Source organism: Pantoea leporis (assembly GCF_028048155.1).
Lineage (GTDB): Bacteria > Pseudomonadota > Gammaproteobacteria > Enterobacterales > Enterobacteriaceae > Pantoea > Pantoea leporis.
This window is the reverse complement of the sequence record NZ_JALMEU010000007.1, coordinates 169,806-189,431: the sequence shown is the minus strand read 5'-3', so window position 1 is coordinate 189,431 and position 19,626 is coordinate 169,806. Positions and strand designations below refer to the sequence as shown.

Here is a 19,626-nt window from a genome sequence, read left to right as displayed (position 1 = left end):
TCCCGGCCTTTTTTTAATTATCCAGGCCGCAAAAATTCATGCAAATTGCGCCTGACAAGTGATCCGCTTCCCTTTTTTGCTTGCCCGATAAGTATTTTTCACGATCCTCCCTGGCTTCTGCTATCGCCAAGCTATGATTTAACAGAGATGTGCCGGTTGTTAACTGTTTTTGTTTTTTCGAACTGAATGGTTGTTGTACACGGTGAAGATCTTTCCCACGGACGGTTGTGTCCTCACGGTGTACCTATGGCTCAATGAAAAGCAGCGCACCCGAGGCGATAATCCTGCCGACTCTGGTCGCCTGCGCAAAATCATAGGAAGAAAGTCATGTCAGAGCTTCCCGATCGCCAGGCGATCAATGCCCTTTTTGCCGGGAATTATGCCGATCCCTTTTCACTACTGGGCATGCACCAAACGGCTGCAGGCCTTGAAGTGCGTGCGCTGCTGCCCGATGCCTCCGATGTTTGGGTCATTGAAACCAACACCGGACGCAAATGTGCTCAGCTTACCTGCCTCGACTCACGCGGTTTCTTCAGTGGCGTGATTCCGCGTCGTAAAAACCGCTTTGGTTATCAGCTGGCAGTGAACTGGCACGGCCAGCAAAACCTGATTGATGATGCCTATCGCTTCGGCCCGCTGCTGGAGGAAATGGATGCATGGTTATTGGGTGAAGGCACGCATCTGCGTCCCTACGAAACCCTCGGCGCGCACGGCACCACCATTGATGGCGTGCACGGCACGCGGTTCGCCGTTTGGGCACCTAACGCGCGTCGCGTATCGGTGGTAGGCGAGTTCAACTTCTGGGATGGCCGACGTCATCCCATGCGTTTTCGCCGTGAACTTGGCGTCTGGGAACTGTTTGTGCCGGGCGCGGTAAACGGCCAGCTCTATAAATTTGAAATCGTGGATAATTCCGGCCAGATGCGCATCAAAGCCGATCCCTTCGCCTTTGAAGCGCAGATGCGTCCGCAAACCGCCTCGATGATCTGCGGGCTGCCGCCGAAAACCGAGATGCAGCCGCAGCGTAAGGCCGCCAATGCTTTTGACCAGCCGATTTCGATTTATGAAGTGCACCTCGGTTCATGGCGACGTCACACCGATAACAACTTCTGGCTCAGCTACAAAGAGCTGGCGGAGCAGCTGATTCCTTACGTTAAAGAGATGGGCTTCACCCACATCGAACTGATGCCGATTAACGAACACCCCTTTGATGGCAGCTGGGGCTATCAGCCGCTCGGCATGTATGCGCCGACGCGCCGTTTCGGTACGCGCGATGAGTTCCGCCACTTCGTGGCCGCCGCGCATGATGCTGGTATTAACGTGCTGCTCGATTGGGTGCCTGGCCACTTCCCGAGTGATGATTTTGGCCTGGCGAAGTTCGATGGCACCGAACTCTACGAACACAGCGATCCGCGCGAAGGTTTTCATCAGGACTGGAACACGCTGATCTACAACTTTGGTCGCCGTGAAGTGAGCAATTATCTCTCCGGCAACGCCTTGTACTGGATGGAGCGTTTCGGCATTGATGGGCTGCGCGTCGATGCGGTGGCATCAATGATCTACCGTGATTACAGCCGCGCCGAAGGCGAATGGGTGCCGAACCAGTTTGGTGGACGCGAGAACCTCGAAGCGATTTCGTTCCTGCGTCACACCAACCGCGTTTTGGGTCGCACCGCACCGGGCAGCGTCACGGTGGCGGAAGAGTCCACCGATTATCCCGGCGTTACGCGCCCTTCAGAAGATGGCGGCCTCGGCTTCTGGTTCAAATGGAACCTTGGCTGGATGCACGACACACTGGACTATATGAAGCTCGACCCGGTGCATCGCCGTTATCATCATCAGCTGATGACCTTTGGCATGATCTACAACTACACCGAAAACTTCGTGCTGCCGCTGTCGCATGACGAAGTGGTGCACGGCAAACGTTCGATTCTCGATCGCATGCCGGGCGATGCCTGGCAGAAGTTCGCTAACCTGCGCGCCTATTACGGCTGGATGTGGGGTTTCCCCGGTAAGAAGCTGCAATTTATGGGCAATGAATTTGCGCAGGGTCGCGAATGGAACCACGACACCAGCCTCGACTGGCATCTGCTGGAAGGTGAGGATAACTGGCACAACGGCGTGCATCGTCTGGTGCGCGATCTCAATCACACCTATCGCCATTACGCGCCGCTGCATCAGCTCGACTTTGATGGGCAAGGTTTTGAGTGGCTGGTGGTCGATGACTACGAAAACTCCGTGTTTGTATTTGTGCGCCGCGATCGCGACGGCAATGAAATCATCGTAGCCAGCAACTTTACGCCAGTGGCGCGTCACAACTATCGCTTTGGCGTCAACCAGCGTGGCGGCTGGCGCGAGATCATGAACACCGACCAGCACGATTATCACGGCAGCGACACGCGCAATCACGGCGTGGTACACACCGATGAGATGGAGAGTCACGGTCGGCCGCAGTCGCTGAGTTTGACCTTACCGCCGCTGGCAACGCTTTGGCTGGTGCGGGAGAGCGACTGATGCTGGAGCAGGGGCAGCCGGAACCGTTAGGTGCGCACTATGATGGGCACGGCGTTAATTTTACGCTGTTCTCCCAGCATGCCGAACGCGTTGAACTCTGCCTGTTCGACGCGCACGGTGCTGAGCGCCGTTTCGCACTGCCCGCGCGCAGCGGTGACATCTGGCACGGCTATTTTCCCGCGCTGAAGCCCGGCCAGCGCTACGGCTATCGCGTACACGGTCCATGGGCGCCGCAGCAGGGACATCGCTTCAATCCGGCTAAGCTGTTGGTCGATCCCTGCGCCAAAGCGGTGGCGGGTGAAGTGGCGGACGACGCGCGTTTCAACGGCGGGGAACGTGAGCTAAATGGTTTGGATAACGCCGCCATCGCGCCCAAATCGTTGGTGACTGCCGAAGATTTTGACTGGGAGGACGATCACGCGCCGCGCACGCCGTGGGGCAACACGGTGATCTATGAAGCGCACGTACGCGGCTTAACCCAGCAGCATCCGGAAATTCCGGAAAGATTGCGTGGCACTTATGCGGCGCTGGGTCATCCTGCTATGGTGAAGTACCTGCGCCACCTCGGCATCACCGCGCTGGAACTGTTGCCGATTGCCCAATTCACCAGCGAGCCGCGCCTGCGCCGTTTGGGATTGAGTAATTACTGGGGCTACAACCCCTTTGCCTTGTGGGCGGTGGATGCGCGTTACGCCTCGGGAGAAAACGGTTTAACGCCGCTGCAGGAGTTTCAGCAGGCGGTTAAAGCACTGCATGCCGCGGGCATCGAAGTGATTCTGGATGTGGTGTTCAACCATACCGCCGAGCTGGAAGAGATCGGGCCAACGATTTCCCTACGCGGCGTGGATAACGCCAGCTATTACTGGCTGGATGGCAACGGCGACTATCAAAACTGGACCGGCTGCGGCAACACGCTAAATCTCAGTCATCCGCAGGTGATGACGTGGGCGCTGGAAGCGCTGCGCTACTGGGTGCGTGTTTGCCATGTTGATGGGTTCCGTTTTGACCTCGCCAGCGTGTTGGGACGCACACCGGAGTTTCATCAGGATGCGCCGCTGTTTGCCGCCATCAAAGCCTGTCCGCTGCTGTCGCAGGTGAAGCTGATTGCCGAGCCGTGGGACATCGGCCCCGGTGGTTATCAGGTCGGCAACTTTCCGCCGGACTTCGCCGAGTGGAACGACCATTTTCGCGATGCGGCGCGCCGTTACTGGCTGCATGGTCAACTGAATAATGGCGATTTCGCCCGCCGTTTTGCCGCATCCAGCGACGTTTTCCAGCGTGAGGCGCGACTACCGCACGCCAGCATCAATCTCATTACCGCTCACGACGGCTTCACGCTGCGCGATGTGGTGAGTTTTAACAACAAACACAATCAGGCTAACGGCGAAGACAATCGCGACGGCAGCAGCAGTAACTTCAGCCATAACCACGGCAAAGAGGGACTGCAGGTCAATTTCGATATTGTCGAACGGCGGCGGCGCAGCGTGCATGGCTTACTGACCACGCTGCTGCTGGCGCAGGGCACGCCGATGCTGCTGGCGGGTGACGAACGCGGTCACAGCCAGCATGGCAACAACAACGCCTATTGTCAGGACAACCCGCTGACCTGGTTGAACTGGCAACAGGATGATTTTGGCCTGGTCGACTTCACTGCTGCGTTAATCCGTCTGCGCCAGCGCATTCCCGCGTTGACGCAGGATCGCTGGTGGCAGGAGGGCGATGGCAGCGTGCAGTGGTGCAATGCCAGCGGCACACCACTGGAAACCGAGCAGTGGGAACAGGGGACGCACCGAATGCAGATCCTGCTCTCCGGCCGCTGGTTAATAACAATAAACGCCACGGAATCGGTGAGTGATATCGCCTTACCAGACGGAGAGTGGCGTGCCATTCCTCCTTTCGCCGGGGAAGATAACCCCATCCTGACAACTGTCTGGCACGGTCCCGCACACGGTGTGTGTGTGTTCCTAAAGCAATCATAAGGAGTCAGACATGGTGAAATTAGATAGAACAGATCATCTGATGCTGGCGCGCCAGCTCCCTACACAAACGGTTGCCCTGATCCTTGCTGGCGGGCGCGGTACGCGCCTGAAAGATCTCACCGCGAAACGCGCCAAACCTGCCGTGCACTTCGGTGGCAAGTTCCGCATCATCGACTTTGCGCTGTCCAACTGCATCAACTCGGGCATTCGGCGCATCGGCGTGATCACTCAATATCAGTCGCATACGCTGGTGCAGCACATCCAGCGTGGCTGGTCGCTGTTCAACGAAGAGATGAATGAGTTTGTCGATCTGCTGCCGGCGCAGCAGCGTGCCGCTACCGAACATTGGTATCGCGGGACTGCCGATGCGGTGACGCAAAACCTCGACATTATTCGCCGCTATAACGCGCAGTACATCGTGATCCTCGCCGGGGATCACATCTACAAAATGGATTACTCGCGCATGCTGCTCGACCACGTCGATCGCGGTGCCAAATGCACCATCGCCTGCTTGCCGGTGCCGTTAGCTGAAGCCACGGCGTTTGGGGTGATGGCGGTGGATGCCGAAAACAACGTAATCGATTTTGTCGAAAAACCGCCGAAGCCGCCGTCAATGCCGGGTGACGATACCCGCGCGCTGGCCAGCATGGGCATTTATGTGTTCAATGCCGATTATCTTTATCAGCTGCTGGAAGAGGATCTGCTCGTGGCCGATTCCAGCCACGATTTCGGCAAAGATCTGTTGCCGAAAATCGTCGCCAGCGGCGAGGCGTATGCGCACTCCTTCACGCTCTCCTGCGTGCAGGTTGATGAAAACGCTGAGCCGTACTGGCGCGACGTCGGAACGCTGGAAGCTTACTGGCGCGCCAATCTCGATTTAGCGTCGGTCACGCCTGAGCTGGATATGTACGATCACAGCTGGCCGATTCGTACCCACATGGAGCCGCTGCCGCCGGCGAAATTTGTTCAGGATCGATCCGGTAGCCACGGCATGACAATGAATTCGCTGGTCTCGGGCGGCTGCATCATCTCCGGTTCGGTGGTGGTGAACTCGGTGCTGTTCCCGCGTATTCGCATCAACTCGTTTTGCAATATTGATTCCGCAGTGCTGCTGCCTGATGTGGTGGTTGGCCGATCGTGTCGTCTGCGTCGCTGCGTGATCGATCGCGCCTGCGAACTGCCAGAAGGTATGGTCATTGGCGAAAACCCCGACGAAGACAGCCGTCGTTTTTACCGTTCTGAAGAGGGCATCGTACTGGTGACGCGCGCCATGCTGGCCAAATTGGCCGGAGGCGGTCAGTAAGTGACGAAAGAATATAGAGAAAATTGCCGCGTGGAACGTGTGCGATAACAATAGGGGTTCAGGATGCAGGTTTTACATGTCTGTTCAGAGCTTTTCCCGCTGTTGAAAACCGGCGGACTGGCTGATGTCGTCGGTGCATTACCACAGGCGCAAATAGCCGATGGTACGGATGCGCGGGTGTTGATTCCCGCCTTTCCGGATCTGCGTAAAGGGATTCCTGATACAGAGGTCCTGGCGGAGTTGCAAACTTTTGCGGGACCGGTACGCTTACTTTTTGGACAATTTAACGGCGTTGGTATTTATTTAATCGATGCGCCGGGATTGTATGAACGTCCCGGCAGCCCGTATCACGATACGTCGCAGTTTGCTTACGTCGATAACTATCTGCGTTTTGCGCTGCTGGGCTGGATGGGCGCCGAGATTGCCAGCGGGCTGGATACCGACTGGCAGCCAGATATCGTGCATGCGCATGACTGGCATGCTGGCTTAACCTGCGCTTATATTGCGGCGCGCGGGCGTCCGGCGAAAACGGTGTTCACCGTGCATAATCTGGCGTACCAAGGGCTGTTTTCGGCGCGTCATCTGGATGAGATCCAGATCCCGCGCGCGTTCTTCGACATGCATGGACTGGAGTTCTTCGGGCAAATTTCCTACCTCAAGGCGGGGCTGTTCTTTGCCGATCACATTACGGCGGTCAGCCCGACTTACGCGCTGGAGATTACCCGACCGGAATTTGGTTACGGCATGGAATCACTGCTCGAACAGCGACTGCGTGAAGGGCGCCTGAGCGGGATTTTGAACGGTGTCGATCCGGGCATCTGGGATCCGGCGCACGACCTGCTGCTCACCGCGCGCTACGACAGCGAAACGCTGGAGAGCAAAGCGGAGAACAAGCGCCAGCTGCAAATTGCCATGGGCCTGAAGGTGGATGATAAAGCACCGGTGTTCTGCGTCATCAGCCGTCTGACCAAACAGAAAGGGCTGGATCTGGTGCTGGAAGCGCTACCGGGCTTACTGGCGCAGGGCGGACAGTTGGTGCTGCTCGGTCAGGGCGATGCGGAGCTGCAGCAAGGTTTCCTTGCGGCGGCGGCGGAGCATCCGGGCCGCGTTGGCGTGCAGATTGGTTATCACGAAGCCTTCTCGCACCGCATTGTTGGCGGCGCGGATGTGATTATGGTGCCGAGCCGTTTTGAGCCGTGCGGCTTAACCCAGCTGTATGGTTTGAAATACGGTACGCTGCCGCTGGTGCGTCGCACTGGCGGACTGGCGGATACGGTGCAAGACAGCTCGCTTGAGAATCTGGCGGATGGCGTCGCCAGCGGTTTCACTTTTGAAGACAGTAATGCCTGGTCGCTGCTGCGGGCGATTCGGCGCGCATTTGTTCTGTGGTCTCGTCCTGCACTCTGGCGTTACGTTCAGCGGCAGGCGATGGGGATGGATTTTAGTTGGCAGGTGGCAGCACAAGCCTACCGCGATCTTTATCAACGTTTGCTGTAATGAGAGATTGGGATACTTGATATGAATGCACCTTTCACCTATGCCTCACCCACGCTGACGGTTGATGCACTGAAGCACTCAATCGCCTATAAGCTGATGTTTACTATTGGTAAAGATCCATCGATCGCGAATAAGCATGAGTGGCTCAACGCCGCGCTGCTGGCGGTGCGTGATCGCATGGTGGAACGCTGGCTGCGCTCCAGCCGCGCGCAGCTCTCGCAGGATGTGCGGCAGGTTTATTACCTGTCGATGGAGTTCCTGATGGGGCGCACGCTCGGCAACGCGTTGCTGGCGATGGGCATTTATGAGGATCTCAATCAGGCGCTGGAAGAGATGGGCCTCGACCTCAGCGAACTGATGGAAGAGGAGAACGATCCCGGCCTCGGTAATGGCGGTTTGGGGCGTTTGGCGGCCTGCTTCCTGGATTCGCTCGCCACGCTCGGTTTACCGGGGCGCGGCTACGGCATTCGTTATGACTACGGCATGTTTAAGCAGAATATCGTTGACGGCCAGCAGCGCGAATCGCCGGATTATTGGCTGGAGTACGGCAATCCGTGGGAATTTCAGCGCTTTAATACGCGCTACAAAGTGCGCTTCGGTGGCCGTCTGCAGCATGAAGGCGCGCGGGTGCGCTGGGTGGAAACCGAGGAGATCGTGGCGATGGCTTACGATCAAATCATTCCCGGTTTTGATACCGATGCCACCAACACGCTGCGCTTGTGGGGCGCGCAGGCCAGTAACGAAATCAATCTTGGTAAGTTCAACCAGGGGGATTACTTCGCCGCGGTAGAAGATAAAAACCATTCGGAAAACGTGTCGCGCGTGCTCTATCCCGATGATTCCACCTATTCGGGGCGCGAGCTGCGTCTGCGTCAGGAGTATTTCCTCGTCTCCTCGACGGTGCAGGATATTCTCAATCGTCACTGGCAGATGCATGAAACCTGGGACAATTTGCCGGACAAAATTGCCATCCACCTCAACGATACGCATCCGGTGCTGGCGATCCCGGAACTGATGCGCATACTGATCGACGAGCAGAAATTCAGCTGGGACGATGCCTTTGAAGTGACCTGTCAGGTGTTCTCCTACACCAACCACACGCTGATGACGGAAGCGCTGGAAACCTGGCCAGTGGATATGATTGGCAAGATCCTGCCGCGTCATCTCAGCATTATTTTTGAAATTAACGACTACTTCCTGAAAACCATTCAGGAATATTACCCGGATGATTGGGAGCTGTTAGCGCGCATCTCGATCATCGATGAGAACGACGGCCGCCGCATTCGCATGGCGTGGCTGGCGGTGGTGGTGAGTCACAAAGTTAACGGTGTGTCAGAGTTGCACTCCAATTTGATGGTGCAATCGCTGTTCGCTGACTTCGCGCGTCTGTTCCCGGGCCGTTTCTGCAATAAAACCAACGGCGTGACGCCACGTCGCTGGCTGGCGCTGGCAAATCCGGCGCTCTCCGAGGTGCTGGACGAGGCGATTGGCCGCAACTGGCGCACCGATCTTGGCCAGCTCAACGAATTGACCACGCAGATCGATTATCCGGCCTTTATCCAGCAGATCGCCGACGCCAAGTTTGCCAACAAAAAACGCCTGGCGGATTGGGTGGCGAAGAACATGGATATCGTGCTCGATCCGCATGCGCTGTTTGATGTGCAGATCAAGCGCATCCACGAATACAAACGTCAGCTGCTGAACGTGCTGCACGTTATCACGCGCTACAACCGCATCAAGGCCGATCCCAGCGCTGAATGGGTGCCGCGCGTTAATCTCTTCGCCGGCAAAGCGGCGTCGGCCTATTACGTGGCGAAACACATCATTCACTTGATTAACGACGTCGCCAATGTGATCAACAACGATCCGCAGGTGAAGAACAAGCTGAAGGTGGTGTTCATTCCAAACTATGGCGTGAGCCTGGCGCAGATCATCATTCCGGCGGCGGATCTCTCCGAGCAGATCTCCACTGCCGGTACCGAAGCCTCTGGCACTAGTAACATGAAGTTTGCGCTGAACGGCGCGTTAACCATCGGTACGCTGGATGGTGCCAACGTTGAGATGCTGGAGCATGTCGGCAAGGAGAATATCTTTATCTTCGGTAACACTACGCCGCAGGTCGAGAAGCTGCGCACCGACGGTTACAACCCGCGTAAGTATTATGAGGATGATCCTGAGCTGCATCAGGCGCTGACGCAAATCGCCAGCGGGGTGTTCAGCCCGCAGGAGCCAGGGCGCTATCGCAATCTGTTTGATGCGCTGGTGAACTTCGGCGATCACTATCAGCTGCTGGCGGATTACCGCAGCTATGTGGATACGCAGGACAAGGTGGACAAGCTGTATCGTCAGCCGGATAAGTGGCAACGCAGCGCGGCGCTGAATATCGCCAATATGGGTTATTTCTCGTCGGACCGCACCATTCAGGAATATGCGGATGAGATCTGGCACATTTCGCCAGTGAGATTGTAAGGCGAGGATTGCAGAACCAAGTCGCCATGAATGGCGACCCTACGTGAACACCCAAATCGATACCCAAAATCATTTGGACGGCAGGAAGGCGGCAAATGAGCGAATCCCCGGGAGCTTACTTTAGTAAGTGACCGGGGTGAACGAATGCAGCCAACGCACCTGCCGTTCGAAGGATGAAGGGTATTATTTCAACGTGATGCTTTTGACGATGCTATCTGCATCGCTTTGCGCTTGCTGCTGGTTGTCGGCTGGCAAGGTAATTTGCAGCGTCAGCAGTTTGCCATCCACTTTCGCCAGAATCACCGAAGACCATGAGGTCTGATTGCTGGCAGAAATCACCGTATCCAGCTGCTGTGCCGGCTGGTCTTTCAGCGTCACCGCTTTGTTAGACACCACCTGCAGCTGTGGGTCGCGACCGCGCTGCTGCTGTTCCAGACGCTGTGCCAGCGCATCAAGCGCTTCGTTGGTGGGATCGCCGGCAATCACGATAATCGCGCGCTGACCGGTTTCGTCGGCATAGACGTGCATGTTGGTGGATTCAGAGCCGAGCTTGCCGCTCTTGTCAGACATGCCCGCCGGTAGAGAGAAACTCAGTTTGCCGTCCATCAGGTTAACCGTCTGGGCCGACTGGCTGGCGCTCGCACCGTTGCTGTTCGCTGCCGCATCATCTTTCTTCTGGTCACATGCCGCCAGGCCGATAACCAACAGGCCAATACCCACATATTTCACTACGTTACGCATTCTTTTCCCTTTTACATGATTCCAGTCAGCCGTTATACAAGCGGATTTAGTTAGCAAAAGCAACCGCCGGAGTGTCAGGAAATCTTAGCGTAATGCGGCATTTAGTGTATGTGCAATTAGCCGAAATTGATCTGCTGCTGCGCGGAACGTTCGGCTAAGCGCTTCAGCATGGCATTTAGCAGCACGCCGTAAGCGGGCAGGAAGAAGATCATGCAGATCAGCACCTTGAAGCTGTAATCCACCAGTGCGATTTCGACCCAATGCGTGGCCATAAATTGATCTGGGCTCTTGTAGAAGGCGATGAAAAAGAAGGCCAGCGTATCGCTGATATTACCGAGGAACATCGCTGCCGCTGGCGCAATCCACCACTGCGATAAACGGCGCAAACGGTTAAAAACGTGCACATCGAGGATTTGTCCCAGCGCATAAGCCATAAAGCTGGCGCAGGCGATACGGGCAACAAACAGATTCATCTCTTCCAGTGACGCCCAACCTTGCCATTCGCCCTGATAGAACACGCAGGAAACAATGTAGGAGATCACTAGCGCGGGAATCATCACCGCCAGAATAATGCGACGTGCCAGCGGCGCGCCAAAGATGCGCACGGTCAGATCGGTGGCGAGGAAAATAAACGGAAAGCTAAACGCGCCCCAAGTGGTGTGGAAGCCGAAGATGGAAACCGGCAGCTGGACCAGATAGTTACTGGAGGTGATCACCAGCAGATGGAATAGCGATAGCCAAAACAGCGCATGCATGCGCTGACGTGCAGAGAAGTTAATCATTGTAAGCCTTTTTAGTGATGGGGTGAGGGAACCCAGGTTCGTGCATTGGCACGGTGGTAAATAAAAAATCGGCGGCATCTTAACGCGTTGCGCAATTTATGCAATGGTTAATTTTAACGCAATCGTTATCGCCTTGCGTTGGCTTATTCGCGCGCTAGAATGAGCGCCCATCCCTAACAACGACAGAGAATCATGAGCGATCCCTTTTCTGCGCCAGACCATCAGCTTGATGCCCTTGGCCTGCGCTGCCCGGAGCCGGTAATGATGGTGCGTAAAACCGTGCGCAGCATGCAGGCCGGTGAAACCTTGCTGATCATTGCTGACGATCCCGCCACCACGCGCGATATCCCTGGTTTCTGCCGCTTTATGGAGCATGAGTTGCTGGCACAGCAGACCGAAAGCTTGCCGTACCAGTTTCTGATTAAAAAAGGCGCCTAACGCTGACGCAGCAAGCGCAGCGCGTTGGCTGTCACCAGTGCGGTGGCACCGGAATCCGCTAAGACCGCCAGCCACAAACCGGTGAAGCCGAGCAGCGTGGTGACCAGAAAAATCGCCTTTAATCCCAACGCCAGCGCCACGTTCTGACGAATGATGGCACGCGTGCGCCGTGCCAGCACAATGGTGCGCGGCAGAATCGCCAGCTGATTTTGCGTTAATGCCACATCTGCGGCTTCCAGCGCCACATCGGTGCCGCTGCCCATCGCAATGCCGATGGTGGCGGCTTTCATGGCGGGCGCATCGTTAATGCCATCGCCGACCATTGCCAATGCGTGCTGTGTGCCTAACGTCCTCACCGCCGCAACTTTATCGGCGGGCAGTAAACCTGCGCGATAATCGATGTTGAGCTTAGCGGCAATGGCCGCAGCCGCGCGTGGATTGTCGCCGGTCAGCATCATGCTGTTAACACCAAGCTTCTTCAGTTCAGACAGCGCGCTGAGGGCTTCAGCGCGCAACTGATCCTGCAAGGCTAACGCGCCAAGAACCTGCTGCTCCTGCAACAGCAGCACCACGGTTTGGCCTTGCGCTTCCAGCTGAGCAATCTGCTGCTGTTGTGCATTATCAAGATGGCTGACTTCGCGCGGCGCCAGCAGTTGATAGGTCACGCCATCTATCGCAGCACGAATACCACTGCCGGCCAGCGTTTGCTGCTGTGCAGCTTGCGGAAGCCTGAGCGCGCGCCGCTCGGCCTCGCTGACAATCGCCCGCGCCAGCGGATGGGTGGAACCCTGTTCTACGGCGGCGGCGATGGTGAGCAAGTTGTTTTCCGCCATCGCGGCAAATGGCTGGATGTGGCTGATCTGCGGTTTACCGGCGGTCAGCGTGCCGGTTTTGTCGAACGCCATCATATTTACGCGACTGAGCCGCTCCAGCGCCGCGCCGCCTTTGATCAGCGCGCCCTGACGCGCGGCAGCAGCCAGGCCGGAAGTGATGGCGGCTGGCGTGGAGATCACCAGCGCACAAGGGCAACCAATCAGCAACAGCGTCAGCCCTTTATAAATCCACGGCAACCACGCACCAAAACCCAGCAGCGGCGGCAGCACCATCACCAGCAGCGCCAGCAGCATAATGGCGGGCGTATAGATGCGGCTGAAGCGATCGATAAAACGCTCAACCGGCGCACGATGGGTTTCGGCTTCCTCAATCAGTTGCAGGATGCGGTCAATGGCACTTTGGCCCGGCTGGGAAATGACTTTCAGCGTCACCAGACGATCAAGGCTGGTGGCACCGGCCATGATCTGCTCGCCTGGCTCACGCGCTACCGGCAACGATTCACCGGTCAGCGCGCTTTCATCAAAGCTGGCGCTGGCGTGCAGCAGTTCGCCATCGGCGGGTAAACGTCCGCCGGCCGCCACTTCAATCACATCGCCGGGCTGCAGCGCTTCTAAGCGGACGTTTTCCCGCTGTGTGCCGTTGATGCGCGTGGCGGTAGCGGGACGCAGCGCCATCAGCGCGGTGACGCCACGGCGTGCGCGTGCGGCGGCGTACGCTTCGAGGCGTTCACCCAGTTGAAACAGCAGGAGCACCATCGCGGCTTCGGCGTGCGCGCCAATCACCAGCGCACCAGCGGCGGCAATGGTCATCAGCATCTCAATGCTGAACGGCGAACCGCTACGCAGCAGTTTCCAGGCGCTGCGCGCGATCGGCGCTAAACCTAACAACGTGGTGGCGATAAACAGGCGATCGCCCCAAACCGGCGAAAGCTGGCTCAGCAGCCAACTGGCGAGCATCATTCCGCCAAGCAGCAGCAAACCGGCGTTTTCCTGCCAGCGGCTTTCGGGTTGTGGAGGCGATGGGGAATCGCTGGCGCTCAGCGCGAAGCCGGCATTTTTCACCACCTGTTCGATGGTGGCGCGGATATCCTGGTCGGCATCGACCACCAGTTTTTCACTGGCAAAAATCACGCGTGCTTGCTGAACCTGCGGTACACGTTGCACGGCGGTTTCGATTTTACGCGCGCAGCTGGGGCAATCCATGCCCGCAATCTGCCAGCGGAATTGATGTGAAGAGAGGGCGGGCCTGTCGCTTTCGGCGTCGCTTTCGCCGCCTGGCGATCCGCTGTCGCTGTCACAGCAGCCGCAATCGCTGTCTGGCGTGATGGGCTGCGCCGCGGAGATGTTCAATGTTGCGGGTTTTACGCTGCGAATCGAGCATAGCGGCTGTGGCTGACGGTGTGATTTGCCACAGCGGCAAGGGTGAGCATGTTGATGCATGTAACCTCCGGAATCAGGGGCGGGCTGATGCCCGCGCCCTAATGCTACACTCTGGAGTGGACTCCAGAGTCAAGCGGAAGGTAAGGCTACTTTCAGTAGAGCCACAGTGAACGCACAATCATGAAGTGACCGGCGAAGTAGCAAGCGGCGACGATGGCGCTATCGGCGCTGAAACGGCGGCGATAATGCGAGATAAACCAGACAATATTGGCTAACAGCAGCAACGCGGCACCCACCAGCAGCGAGAAACTGAAGTCAGTTGGACGGAAGAAGTAGTTCTCCGCCGCCATCCAGTTCATCACTAGCGTCATGCCGATCAAGGTGCAGATAGGCCAGCGCAGATCTTCCAGTTTGCTCCACAGAATCCCGATAACGATCACGCCAATGATCAGGAAGGTGAGGGGGATCGGCCAGAAGAAACTCATGGTCATGTGCGCGGCAAAACTGATGGTATACAGCAGATGCGACAGGAAGAATGCGCCCAGCGCATAGAGCATTTGCTGACGCGGTAACAGCATTAACGCGTCACCCACCAGCGTGGCGACCAGCCCGGCCAGAATCAAATAATCGGTGGTGTTGAAGGTTGGCGCTTGCCACGCCCAGGCAACGAGTAACAGCAAGGTGACAGGTTTAAATAGCCAGCGTTGCCATTGCGGACCGCGATATGAAGCATCGACGTAAAGCCAGCCGGAAAAAAGTACGGCAAGGAAAGACCAAAGCATGTTTTCTCCCTTTTCTGGACGAAATGTCCGCCAGTTTGATGAATTTTCCCAAAATCACGATCTCAGTGTAAGTTACCGGCGGCGAATGTGACAATCAGCCGACTCTGGTTGTATGCTTTGTCGTCTTTACCCGTTCCGAATTAACGCAAAGCACGAGATAAATCATGAGCAAACCACCGCTAATCTTTTTCATCGTACTGGCCATTATTGCCGTTTTGGCGACCCGTCAGTTTATTAAACAGCGCCGCGAAACGGCGGTGAACGATGCCTCGCCGGTGCGCTCGCTGAGCGTGGAAGTGAAAACCAAACGCGAATTTCCGTCGCCCAATCGCCGTTCACGACAGCGCGAAGAGATTGTGGCGGAAGAGATGAAATATGAAGCCTGGTTCCATCCGCTGAACGGTGCCAGCGATATTAAAGTGACGGTGAATGCGAACCAGTATCACCAGATCGATAAGGGCGCTAAGGGCGAGTTGAAGATGAAAGGCACGCGTTTTGTGAGTTTTACTCCGGCCCCGTAGGGTCGCCATTCATTGCGACCTGACTATAAACCGCACGAAACTACATCTTCGGATAATGCTTTTTCTGCCACGCCAGCAGCTCAAACACGCCAAAAAAGAAGATCTTCGCCTGGGTTACGCCGCTCAGTTTTGGGGCGTCTTTTGGCTGGGTGGCGCGCAGCAACACTAGCTGCAGGCCGTGCATAATCACCATAAAGAACAGCGCCACGTGCACGAAATAGCGCAGCGGCGTTGGGAAAGGTTGCACCAGATTGAGCAATAAAAAGGCCCAGACGCAAATCATCAGCAAACGTCCCAAATTAAGCCACATCGTGCGTCTCCTGTTGGCGTTGATATAAGCGATAAGCCACCTGACCGGCAATCTTCTCGCGGTACAAATCCCAATTTGCGGGTGCGACAGGTGTGCCATTTTCCACTTCGCTCTCGACATAAATCAGCGCTTCAGCCGCTAACCAGCCATTTTGCTCCAGCAGCGACAATGTTTCCTGTAACAGCCCTTTACGGAAAGGCGGGTCAACAAACACCACGTCAAACGGTTCGCCCGGCTGGCTTAACCACTGCAGCGTGTTGGTTTGCACCACTTTTGCCTGCGTAGCACGCAGCGTTTGCAGATTCTGTGACAGCTGTTGCGCCACCGAACGCTCCAGCTCCAGCAGCGTGGCCGACGCTGCATAGCGAGACAGCGCTTCCAGCCCTAACGCGCCGCTGCCGGCGAAGCAATCGAGGCAGCGCGCTTCCTGAATATCCGGCGCCAGCCAGTTAAACAGGGTTTCACGTACACGATCGGTGGTCGGGCGCAAACCTGCGCTATCCGGCACCGGTAATTTACGGCCGCGCCACTGACCGCCAATGATGCGGATCTGGCCAGCGCTGCTGCTGCGGGGGGATTTACTCATTTCGCTCACAACTCGTCATATTTTGTTGCGTAGTTTAACGGGCGTAGCGGGCAGAAGAAACGTTAAAAAAGGGTGCTGTGGTGCGCTGGCTGGAAAGTGTTAGACTACTGAGTTGGTATAGCGCGCGTAATTACCTGATTTTTACGCCGCTCACCCGCTTAAAATTGAATATTTTATCCCCTGGGAACAAGCGTGCTACCGGGAATAAGCCATCGAGGAGTAGGGTCACACAATGGCAAAAGAGAAAAAACGCGGCTTTTTTTCCTGGTTAGGCTTTGGCAAAGAAGAAGAGACGCAACAACCTGCTGAAGAGCAGCAGCAAACTGCCGAGGTGGTCGCTGAGCCTGCCGTTGAAGAGAGTGCGCTCGATCGCGCCGAAGCGCAGGCTGTTGAAACCGTCGCCGTCACCGAACAGGTGGCGGAACAGCAGCAGGTTGAACCGGAACTGATTGAAGAGCCGGTCATCGAGCCGCAGGAACCTGAGCCGGTTACCGCAATCGTTGAAGAGGTGCTGCCAGAAGAGATAGCAGCGCCGGATGTGGCACCTATCGAAGAAGAGCCGCAGCTGGAAGAGCTGGCAATTGATGAGCCTGAACTGCACGAAGAAGCGCCATTAACTGACGAAGAACTGGAAGCGCTGGCGTTAGCGGAAACCTATGCGGAAGATGCTGAGCTAGCCGAAGCCACGCAGGATACCGTGAGCGATCTGCCGCTGGCCGCTGCGCCAATCATCGCGCAGGAGCAGGAGCGTCCGACCAAAGAGGGCTTCTTCGCCCGACTGAAACGCAGCCTGGTAAAAACCCGCGAAAACCTCGGTTCGGGCTTTATCAGCCTGTTCCGCGGCAAGAAAATCGATGACGATCTGTTTGAAGAGCTGGAAGAGCAGCTGCTGATTGCCGACGTTGGCGTCGAAACCACCCGCCGCATCATCACCAATCTGACACAACAGGCCAACCGCAAGCAGCTACGCGATGCGGAAGCGCTGTATGGCCTGCTGAAAGCGGAAATGTCCGGTATTCTGGAAAAAGTGGATCAGCCGCTGGAAGTGGGTGGCAAAACGCCATTCGTCATCCTGATGGTGGGCGTCAACGGCGTGGGTAAAACCACCACCATCGGTAAGCTGGCGCGTCAGTATCAGGCGCAGGGCAAATCGGTGATGCTGGCAGCGGGCGATACCTTCCGTGCCGCCGCCGTTGAGCAGCTGCAGGTTTGGGGCCAGCGCAACAACATTCCTGTGGTGGCGCAGCATACCGGCGCAGATTCTGCCTCGGTGATTTTTGACGCCATCCAGGCGGCCAAGTCGCGCAATGTGGATGTACTGATCGCCGATACCGCTGGTCGTCTGCAGAACAAATCGCACCTGATGGAAGAGCTGAAGAAAATTACCCGCGTGATGAAGAAGCTGGACGAAGATGCGCCGCATGAAGTGATGCTGACGCTCGACGCCAGCACCGGGCAAAACGCTATCAGCCAGGCCAAACTGTTCCATGAAGCGGTGGGCCTGACCGGCATCACCCTGACGAAACTGGATGGAACCGCCAAAGGCGGCGTGATCTTCTCGGTTGCCGATCAGTTCGGCATTCCGATTCGTTATATCGGTGTTGGGGAAGGCATCGAGGATTTACGGCCGTTTAAGGCCGCAGACTTTATTGAGGCACTGTTTGCCCGAGAGGAATGATTGGGATGATTCGCTTTGAAGAGGTCAGTAAAGCTTACCTGGGAGGACGTCAGGCGCTGCAGGGAGTGGATTTCCATCTGCGTCCCGGCGAAATGGCGTTCCTGACCGGCCATTCCGGTGCGGGGAAAAGTACCTTACTAAAGCTGATTTGTGGCATTGAGCGCCCGAGCGCCGGGCAGATCTGGTTTAGCGGCCACGATATTTCGCGTCTGCGTCACAGCGAAGTGCCTTTCCTGCGACGTCAAATCGGCATGATTTTCCAGGATCACCATTTGTTGATGGATCGTTCGGTCTACGACAACGTGGCGATCCCGCTGATTATTTCCGGTGCCAGCGGCGAAGATATTCGTCGGCGCGTGTCGGCCGCGCTGGATAAAGTCGGCCTGCTCGACAAAGCGAAAAGCTATCCGATTCAGCTCTCTGGCGGTGAACAGCAGCGCGTCGGCATTGCCCGCGCGGTGGTGAACAAGCCTGCGGTGCTGCTGGCGGATGAACCCACCGGTAACCTCGACAATGCGCTGTCGGAAGATATCTTGCGCCTGTTCGAAGAGTTCAACCGCGTTGGTGTCACGGTGTTGATGGCAACGCACGATGTCGGGCTGATTGCACGCCGGAATTACCGCGTGATGACGCTTAATCAGGGACGTCTGCACGGAGGCCACGATGGTCAATAAACGCAACAAGCGCGCACCAGCGCCGAAAGCGAAGCAGCCCTCTAAAAGCAAGGCGCTGAAAGGCGGCTGGCAGGAACAGTGGCGCTATGCGCTGCGCGGCACGCTGTCGGATATGTGGCGTCAGCCGCTGGCGACGCTGCTGACGGTGATGGTGATCGCCATTTCCCTGACGCTGCCGAGCGTATGCTACATGGTGTGGAAGAACGTCAGCCAGGCGGCGACGCAGTGGTATCCCGCGCCGCAGCTAACGGTTTATCTGGATAAAGCGCTGGATGACACTGCAGCGGAGAATGTCACCGCGCAGCTCAAGCAGCTCGATGGCGTGGACAACGTCAACTATCTGACGCGTGAAGAAGCGTTGAATGAGTTCCGCAACTGGTCTGGTTTTGGTGGTTCGATGGACATGCTGGAGCAGAATCCGCTGCCGGCGGTGGCCATCATCACGCCGAAACTTAATTTCCAGAATTCGGACACCATGGCGAATCTGCGCGATCGCGTATCTAAAGTGCAGGGCGTTGATGAAGTGCGTATGGATGACAGCTGGTTCGCGCGTTTAGCGGCGCTAACCGGGCTGGTAGGGCAGATTGCCTCAATGATCGGCCTGCTGATGGTGGTTGCGGTGTTCCTGGTGATCGGCAACAGCGTGCGGCTCAGCATCTTTGCGCGGCGCGATACAATTAACGTGCAGAAGCTGATTGGTGCCACCGACGGCTTTATCCTGCGTCCATTCCTGTACGGCGGTGCGCTGTTAGGTTTGGGCGGTGCGGTACTGTCGCTGCTGCTCTCCGAAGTGCTGGTGTTGCGCCTGCAATCGGTGGTGGCGCAAGTAGCAACCGTATTCGGTACCACCTTTGTGCTGGAGGGTTTTTCCTGGGATGAAGGGCTGCTGTTACTGCTGATCGCCGCCATCATCGGCTGGATTGCCGCCTGGCTGGCAACAGTGCAACATTTACGCCGTTTTACGCCGCAGTAACCAAAAGCAACGTTTTTTGCTATACTCTTCCTCTGCTGCCGACGACCTGGGAGCAGAGGAATTCTCCTATATCCCCCGCCGTCATCTGTGTGTAAAATATTCACTGCTATAATTGAACTTGTGGATAACTTTGTCGTCCAAGTAGCACAGATTGCTTCTGGTTTTT

At 56.7% G+C, this 19,626-nt stretch carries 16 protein-coding genes; 10 read left to right on the top strand and 6 right to left on the bottom strand.

What is annotated here, in order from left to right:
- Positions 1 to 327: 327 nt before the first annotated feature.
- From glgB to glgP, 5 genes are all read left to right on the top strand, one after another.
- Entirely contained in the window at positions 328 to 2,514 is a 2,187-nt protein-coding gene (gene glgB, locus MWH02_RS17605; RefSeq protein WP_271461137.1) for a 1,4-alpha-glucan branching enzyme, read from the top strand.
- Positions 2,514 to 4,493: a glycogen debranching protein GlgX gene (glgX, locus tag MWH02_RS17600; RefSeq protein WP_271461136.1), complete on the top strand. Its 1,980-nt coding sequence runs from the start codon at positions 2,514 to 2,516 to the stop codon at positions 4,491 to 4,493. Before glgB ends, glgX begins: the two co-directional genes overlap by 1 nt.
- 10 nt (positions 4,494 to 4,503) lie before the next feature.
- Complete coding sequence (gene glgC / locus MWH02_RS17595; protein ID WP_192236049.1) at positions 4,504 to 5,796, top strand: glucose-1-phosphate adenylyltransferase; 1,293 nt, start codon at positions 4,504 to 4,506, stop codon at positions 5,794 to 5,796.
- Positions 5,797 to 5,859: 63 nt separating this feature from the next.
- Positions 5,860 to 7,293 carry a glycogen synthase GlgA gene (glgA, locus tag MWH02_RS17590; protein WP_101763108.1) on the top strand — a complete coding sequence of 478 codons (1,434 nt, stop codon included), beginning with the start codon at positions 5,860 to 5,862 and terminating at the stop codon, positions 7,291 to 7,293.
- A gap of 21 nt (positions 7,294 to 7,314) precedes the next feature.
- Positions 7,315 to 9,762 (top strand): glycogen phosphorylase, encoded by a 2,448-nt coding sequence (gene glgP / locus MWH02_RS17585; RefSeq protein WP_101763107.1) that lies wholly within the window; start codon positions 7,315 to 7,317, stop codon positions 9,760 to 9,762.
- 183 nt (positions 9,763 to 9,945) lie between these two features.
- Here glgP and MWH02_RS17580 read toward each other — a convergent pair whose 3' ends face one another.
- Both MWH02_RS17580 and MWH02_RS17575 read right to left on the bottom strand, forming a co-directional pair.
- Positions 9,946 to 10,503, bottom strand: a complete 558-nt coding sequence (locus tag MWH02_RS17580) for a DcrB family lipoprotein (protein WP_271461135.1) — start codon at positions 10,501 to 10,503, stop codon at positions 9,946 to 9,948.
- Between the two features lie 116 nt (positions 10,504 to 10,619).
- Positions 10,620 to 11,285, bottom strand: a complete 666-nt coding sequence (locus MWH02_RS17575; RefSeq protein WP_271461134.1) for a 7-cyano-7-deazaguanine/7-aminomethyl-7-deazaguanine transporter — start codon at positions 11,283 to 11,285, stop codon at positions 10,620 to 10,622.
- 192 nt (positions 11,286 to 11,477) lie between these two features.
- Between MWH02_RS17575 and tusA the strand changes: the two genes are divergently transcribed.
- Positions 11,478 to 11,723, top strand: coding sequence for a sulfurtransferase TusA (tusA, locus tag MWH02_RS17570; RefSeq protein WP_036649974.1), 246 nt, complete (start codon positions 11,478 to 11,480; stop codon positions 11,721 to 11,723).
- On the opposite strand, the gene MWH02_RS17565 is transcribed toward tusA, so the two are convergent.
- Together MWH02_RS17565 and MWH02_RS17560 are read right to left on the bottom strand one after the other, a co-directional pair.
- Positions 11,720 to 13,996 (bottom strand): zinc/cadmium/mercury/lead-transporting ATPase, encoded by a 2,277-nt coding sequence (locus MWH02_RS17565; RefSeq protein ID WP_271461133.1) that lies wholly within the window; start codon positions 13,994 to 13,996, stop codon positions 11,720 to 11,722. The genes tusA and MWH02_RS17565 overlap by 4 nt on opposite strands.
- Before the next feature lie 92 nt (positions 13,997 to 14,088).
- Complete coding sequence (locus MWH02_RS17560) at positions 14,089 to 14,718, bottom strand: lysoplasmalogenase (RefSeq protein ID WP_101763104.1); 630 nt, start codon at positions 14,716 to 14,718, stop codon at positions 14,089 to 14,091.
- A 164-nt stretch (positions 14,719 to 14,882) separates the two neighbouring features.
- Here MWH02_RS17560 and MWH02_RS17555 point away from each other — a divergent pair, with 164 nt between their 5' ends.
- On the top strand, positions 14,883 to 15,239 hold the full coding sequence (locus tag MWH02_RS17555; protein WP_222211757.1) for a DUF2500 domain-containing protein: 357 nt from the start codon (positions 14,883 to 14,885) through the stop codon (positions 15,237 to 15,239).
- A gap of 40 nt (positions 15,240 to 15,279) precedes the next feature.
- Here the strand turns inward: MWH02_RS17555 and MWH02_RS17550 are convergent, their stop codons facing one another.
- Both MWH02_RS17550 and rsmD read right to left on the bottom strand, forming a co-directional pair.
- Positions 15,280 to 15,549, bottom strand: a complete 270-nt coding sequence (locus MWH02_RS17550) for a DUF1145 family protein (RefSeq protein ID WP_008109883.1) — start codon at positions 15,547 to 15,549, stop codon at positions 15,280 to 15,282.
- Complete coding sequence (gene rsmD / locus MWH02_RS17545; RefSeq protein ID WP_101763102.1) at positions 15,539 to 16,135, bottom strand: 16S rRNA (guanine(966)-N(2))-methyltransferase; 597 nt, start codon at positions 16,133 to 16,135, stop codon at positions 15,539 to 15,541. The genes MWH02_RS17550 and rsmD overlap by 11 nt, the downstream gene beginning before the upstream one ends.
- A gap of 232 nt (positions 16,136 to 16,367) precedes the next feature.
- On the opposite strand from rsmD, the gene ftsY reads away from it, so the two are divergent.
- From ftsY to ftsX, 3 genes are read left to right on the top strand one after another with little or no spacing between them, the layout of a single operon-like run.
- Positions 16,368 to 17,813: a signal recognition particle-docking protein FtsY gene (gene ftsY / locus MWH02_RS17540; RefSeq protein ID WP_101763101.1), complete on the top strand. Its 1,446-nt coding sequence runs from the start codon at positions 16,368 to 16,370 to the stop codon at positions 17,811 to 17,813.
- A 5-nt stretch (positions 17,814 to 17,818) separates the two neighbouring features.
- Positions 17,819 to 18,487 carry a cell division ATP-binding protein FtsE gene (gene ftsE / locus MWH02_RS17535; RefSeq protein ID WP_008109888.1) on the top strand — a complete coding sequence of 223 codons (669 nt, stop codon included), beginning with the start codon at positions 17,819 to 17,821 and terminating at the stop codon, positions 18,485 to 18,487.
- Positions 18,477 to 19,460 (top strand): permease-like cell division protein FtsX, encoded by a 984-nt coding sequence (gene ftsX / locus MWH02_RS17530; RefSeq protein ID WP_101763100.1) that lies wholly within the window; start codon positions 18,477 to 18,479, stop codon positions 19,458 to 19,460. The genes ftsE and ftsX overlap by 11 nt, the downstream gene beginning before the upstream one ends.
- Positions 19,461 to 19,626 lie beyond the last annotated feature (166 nt).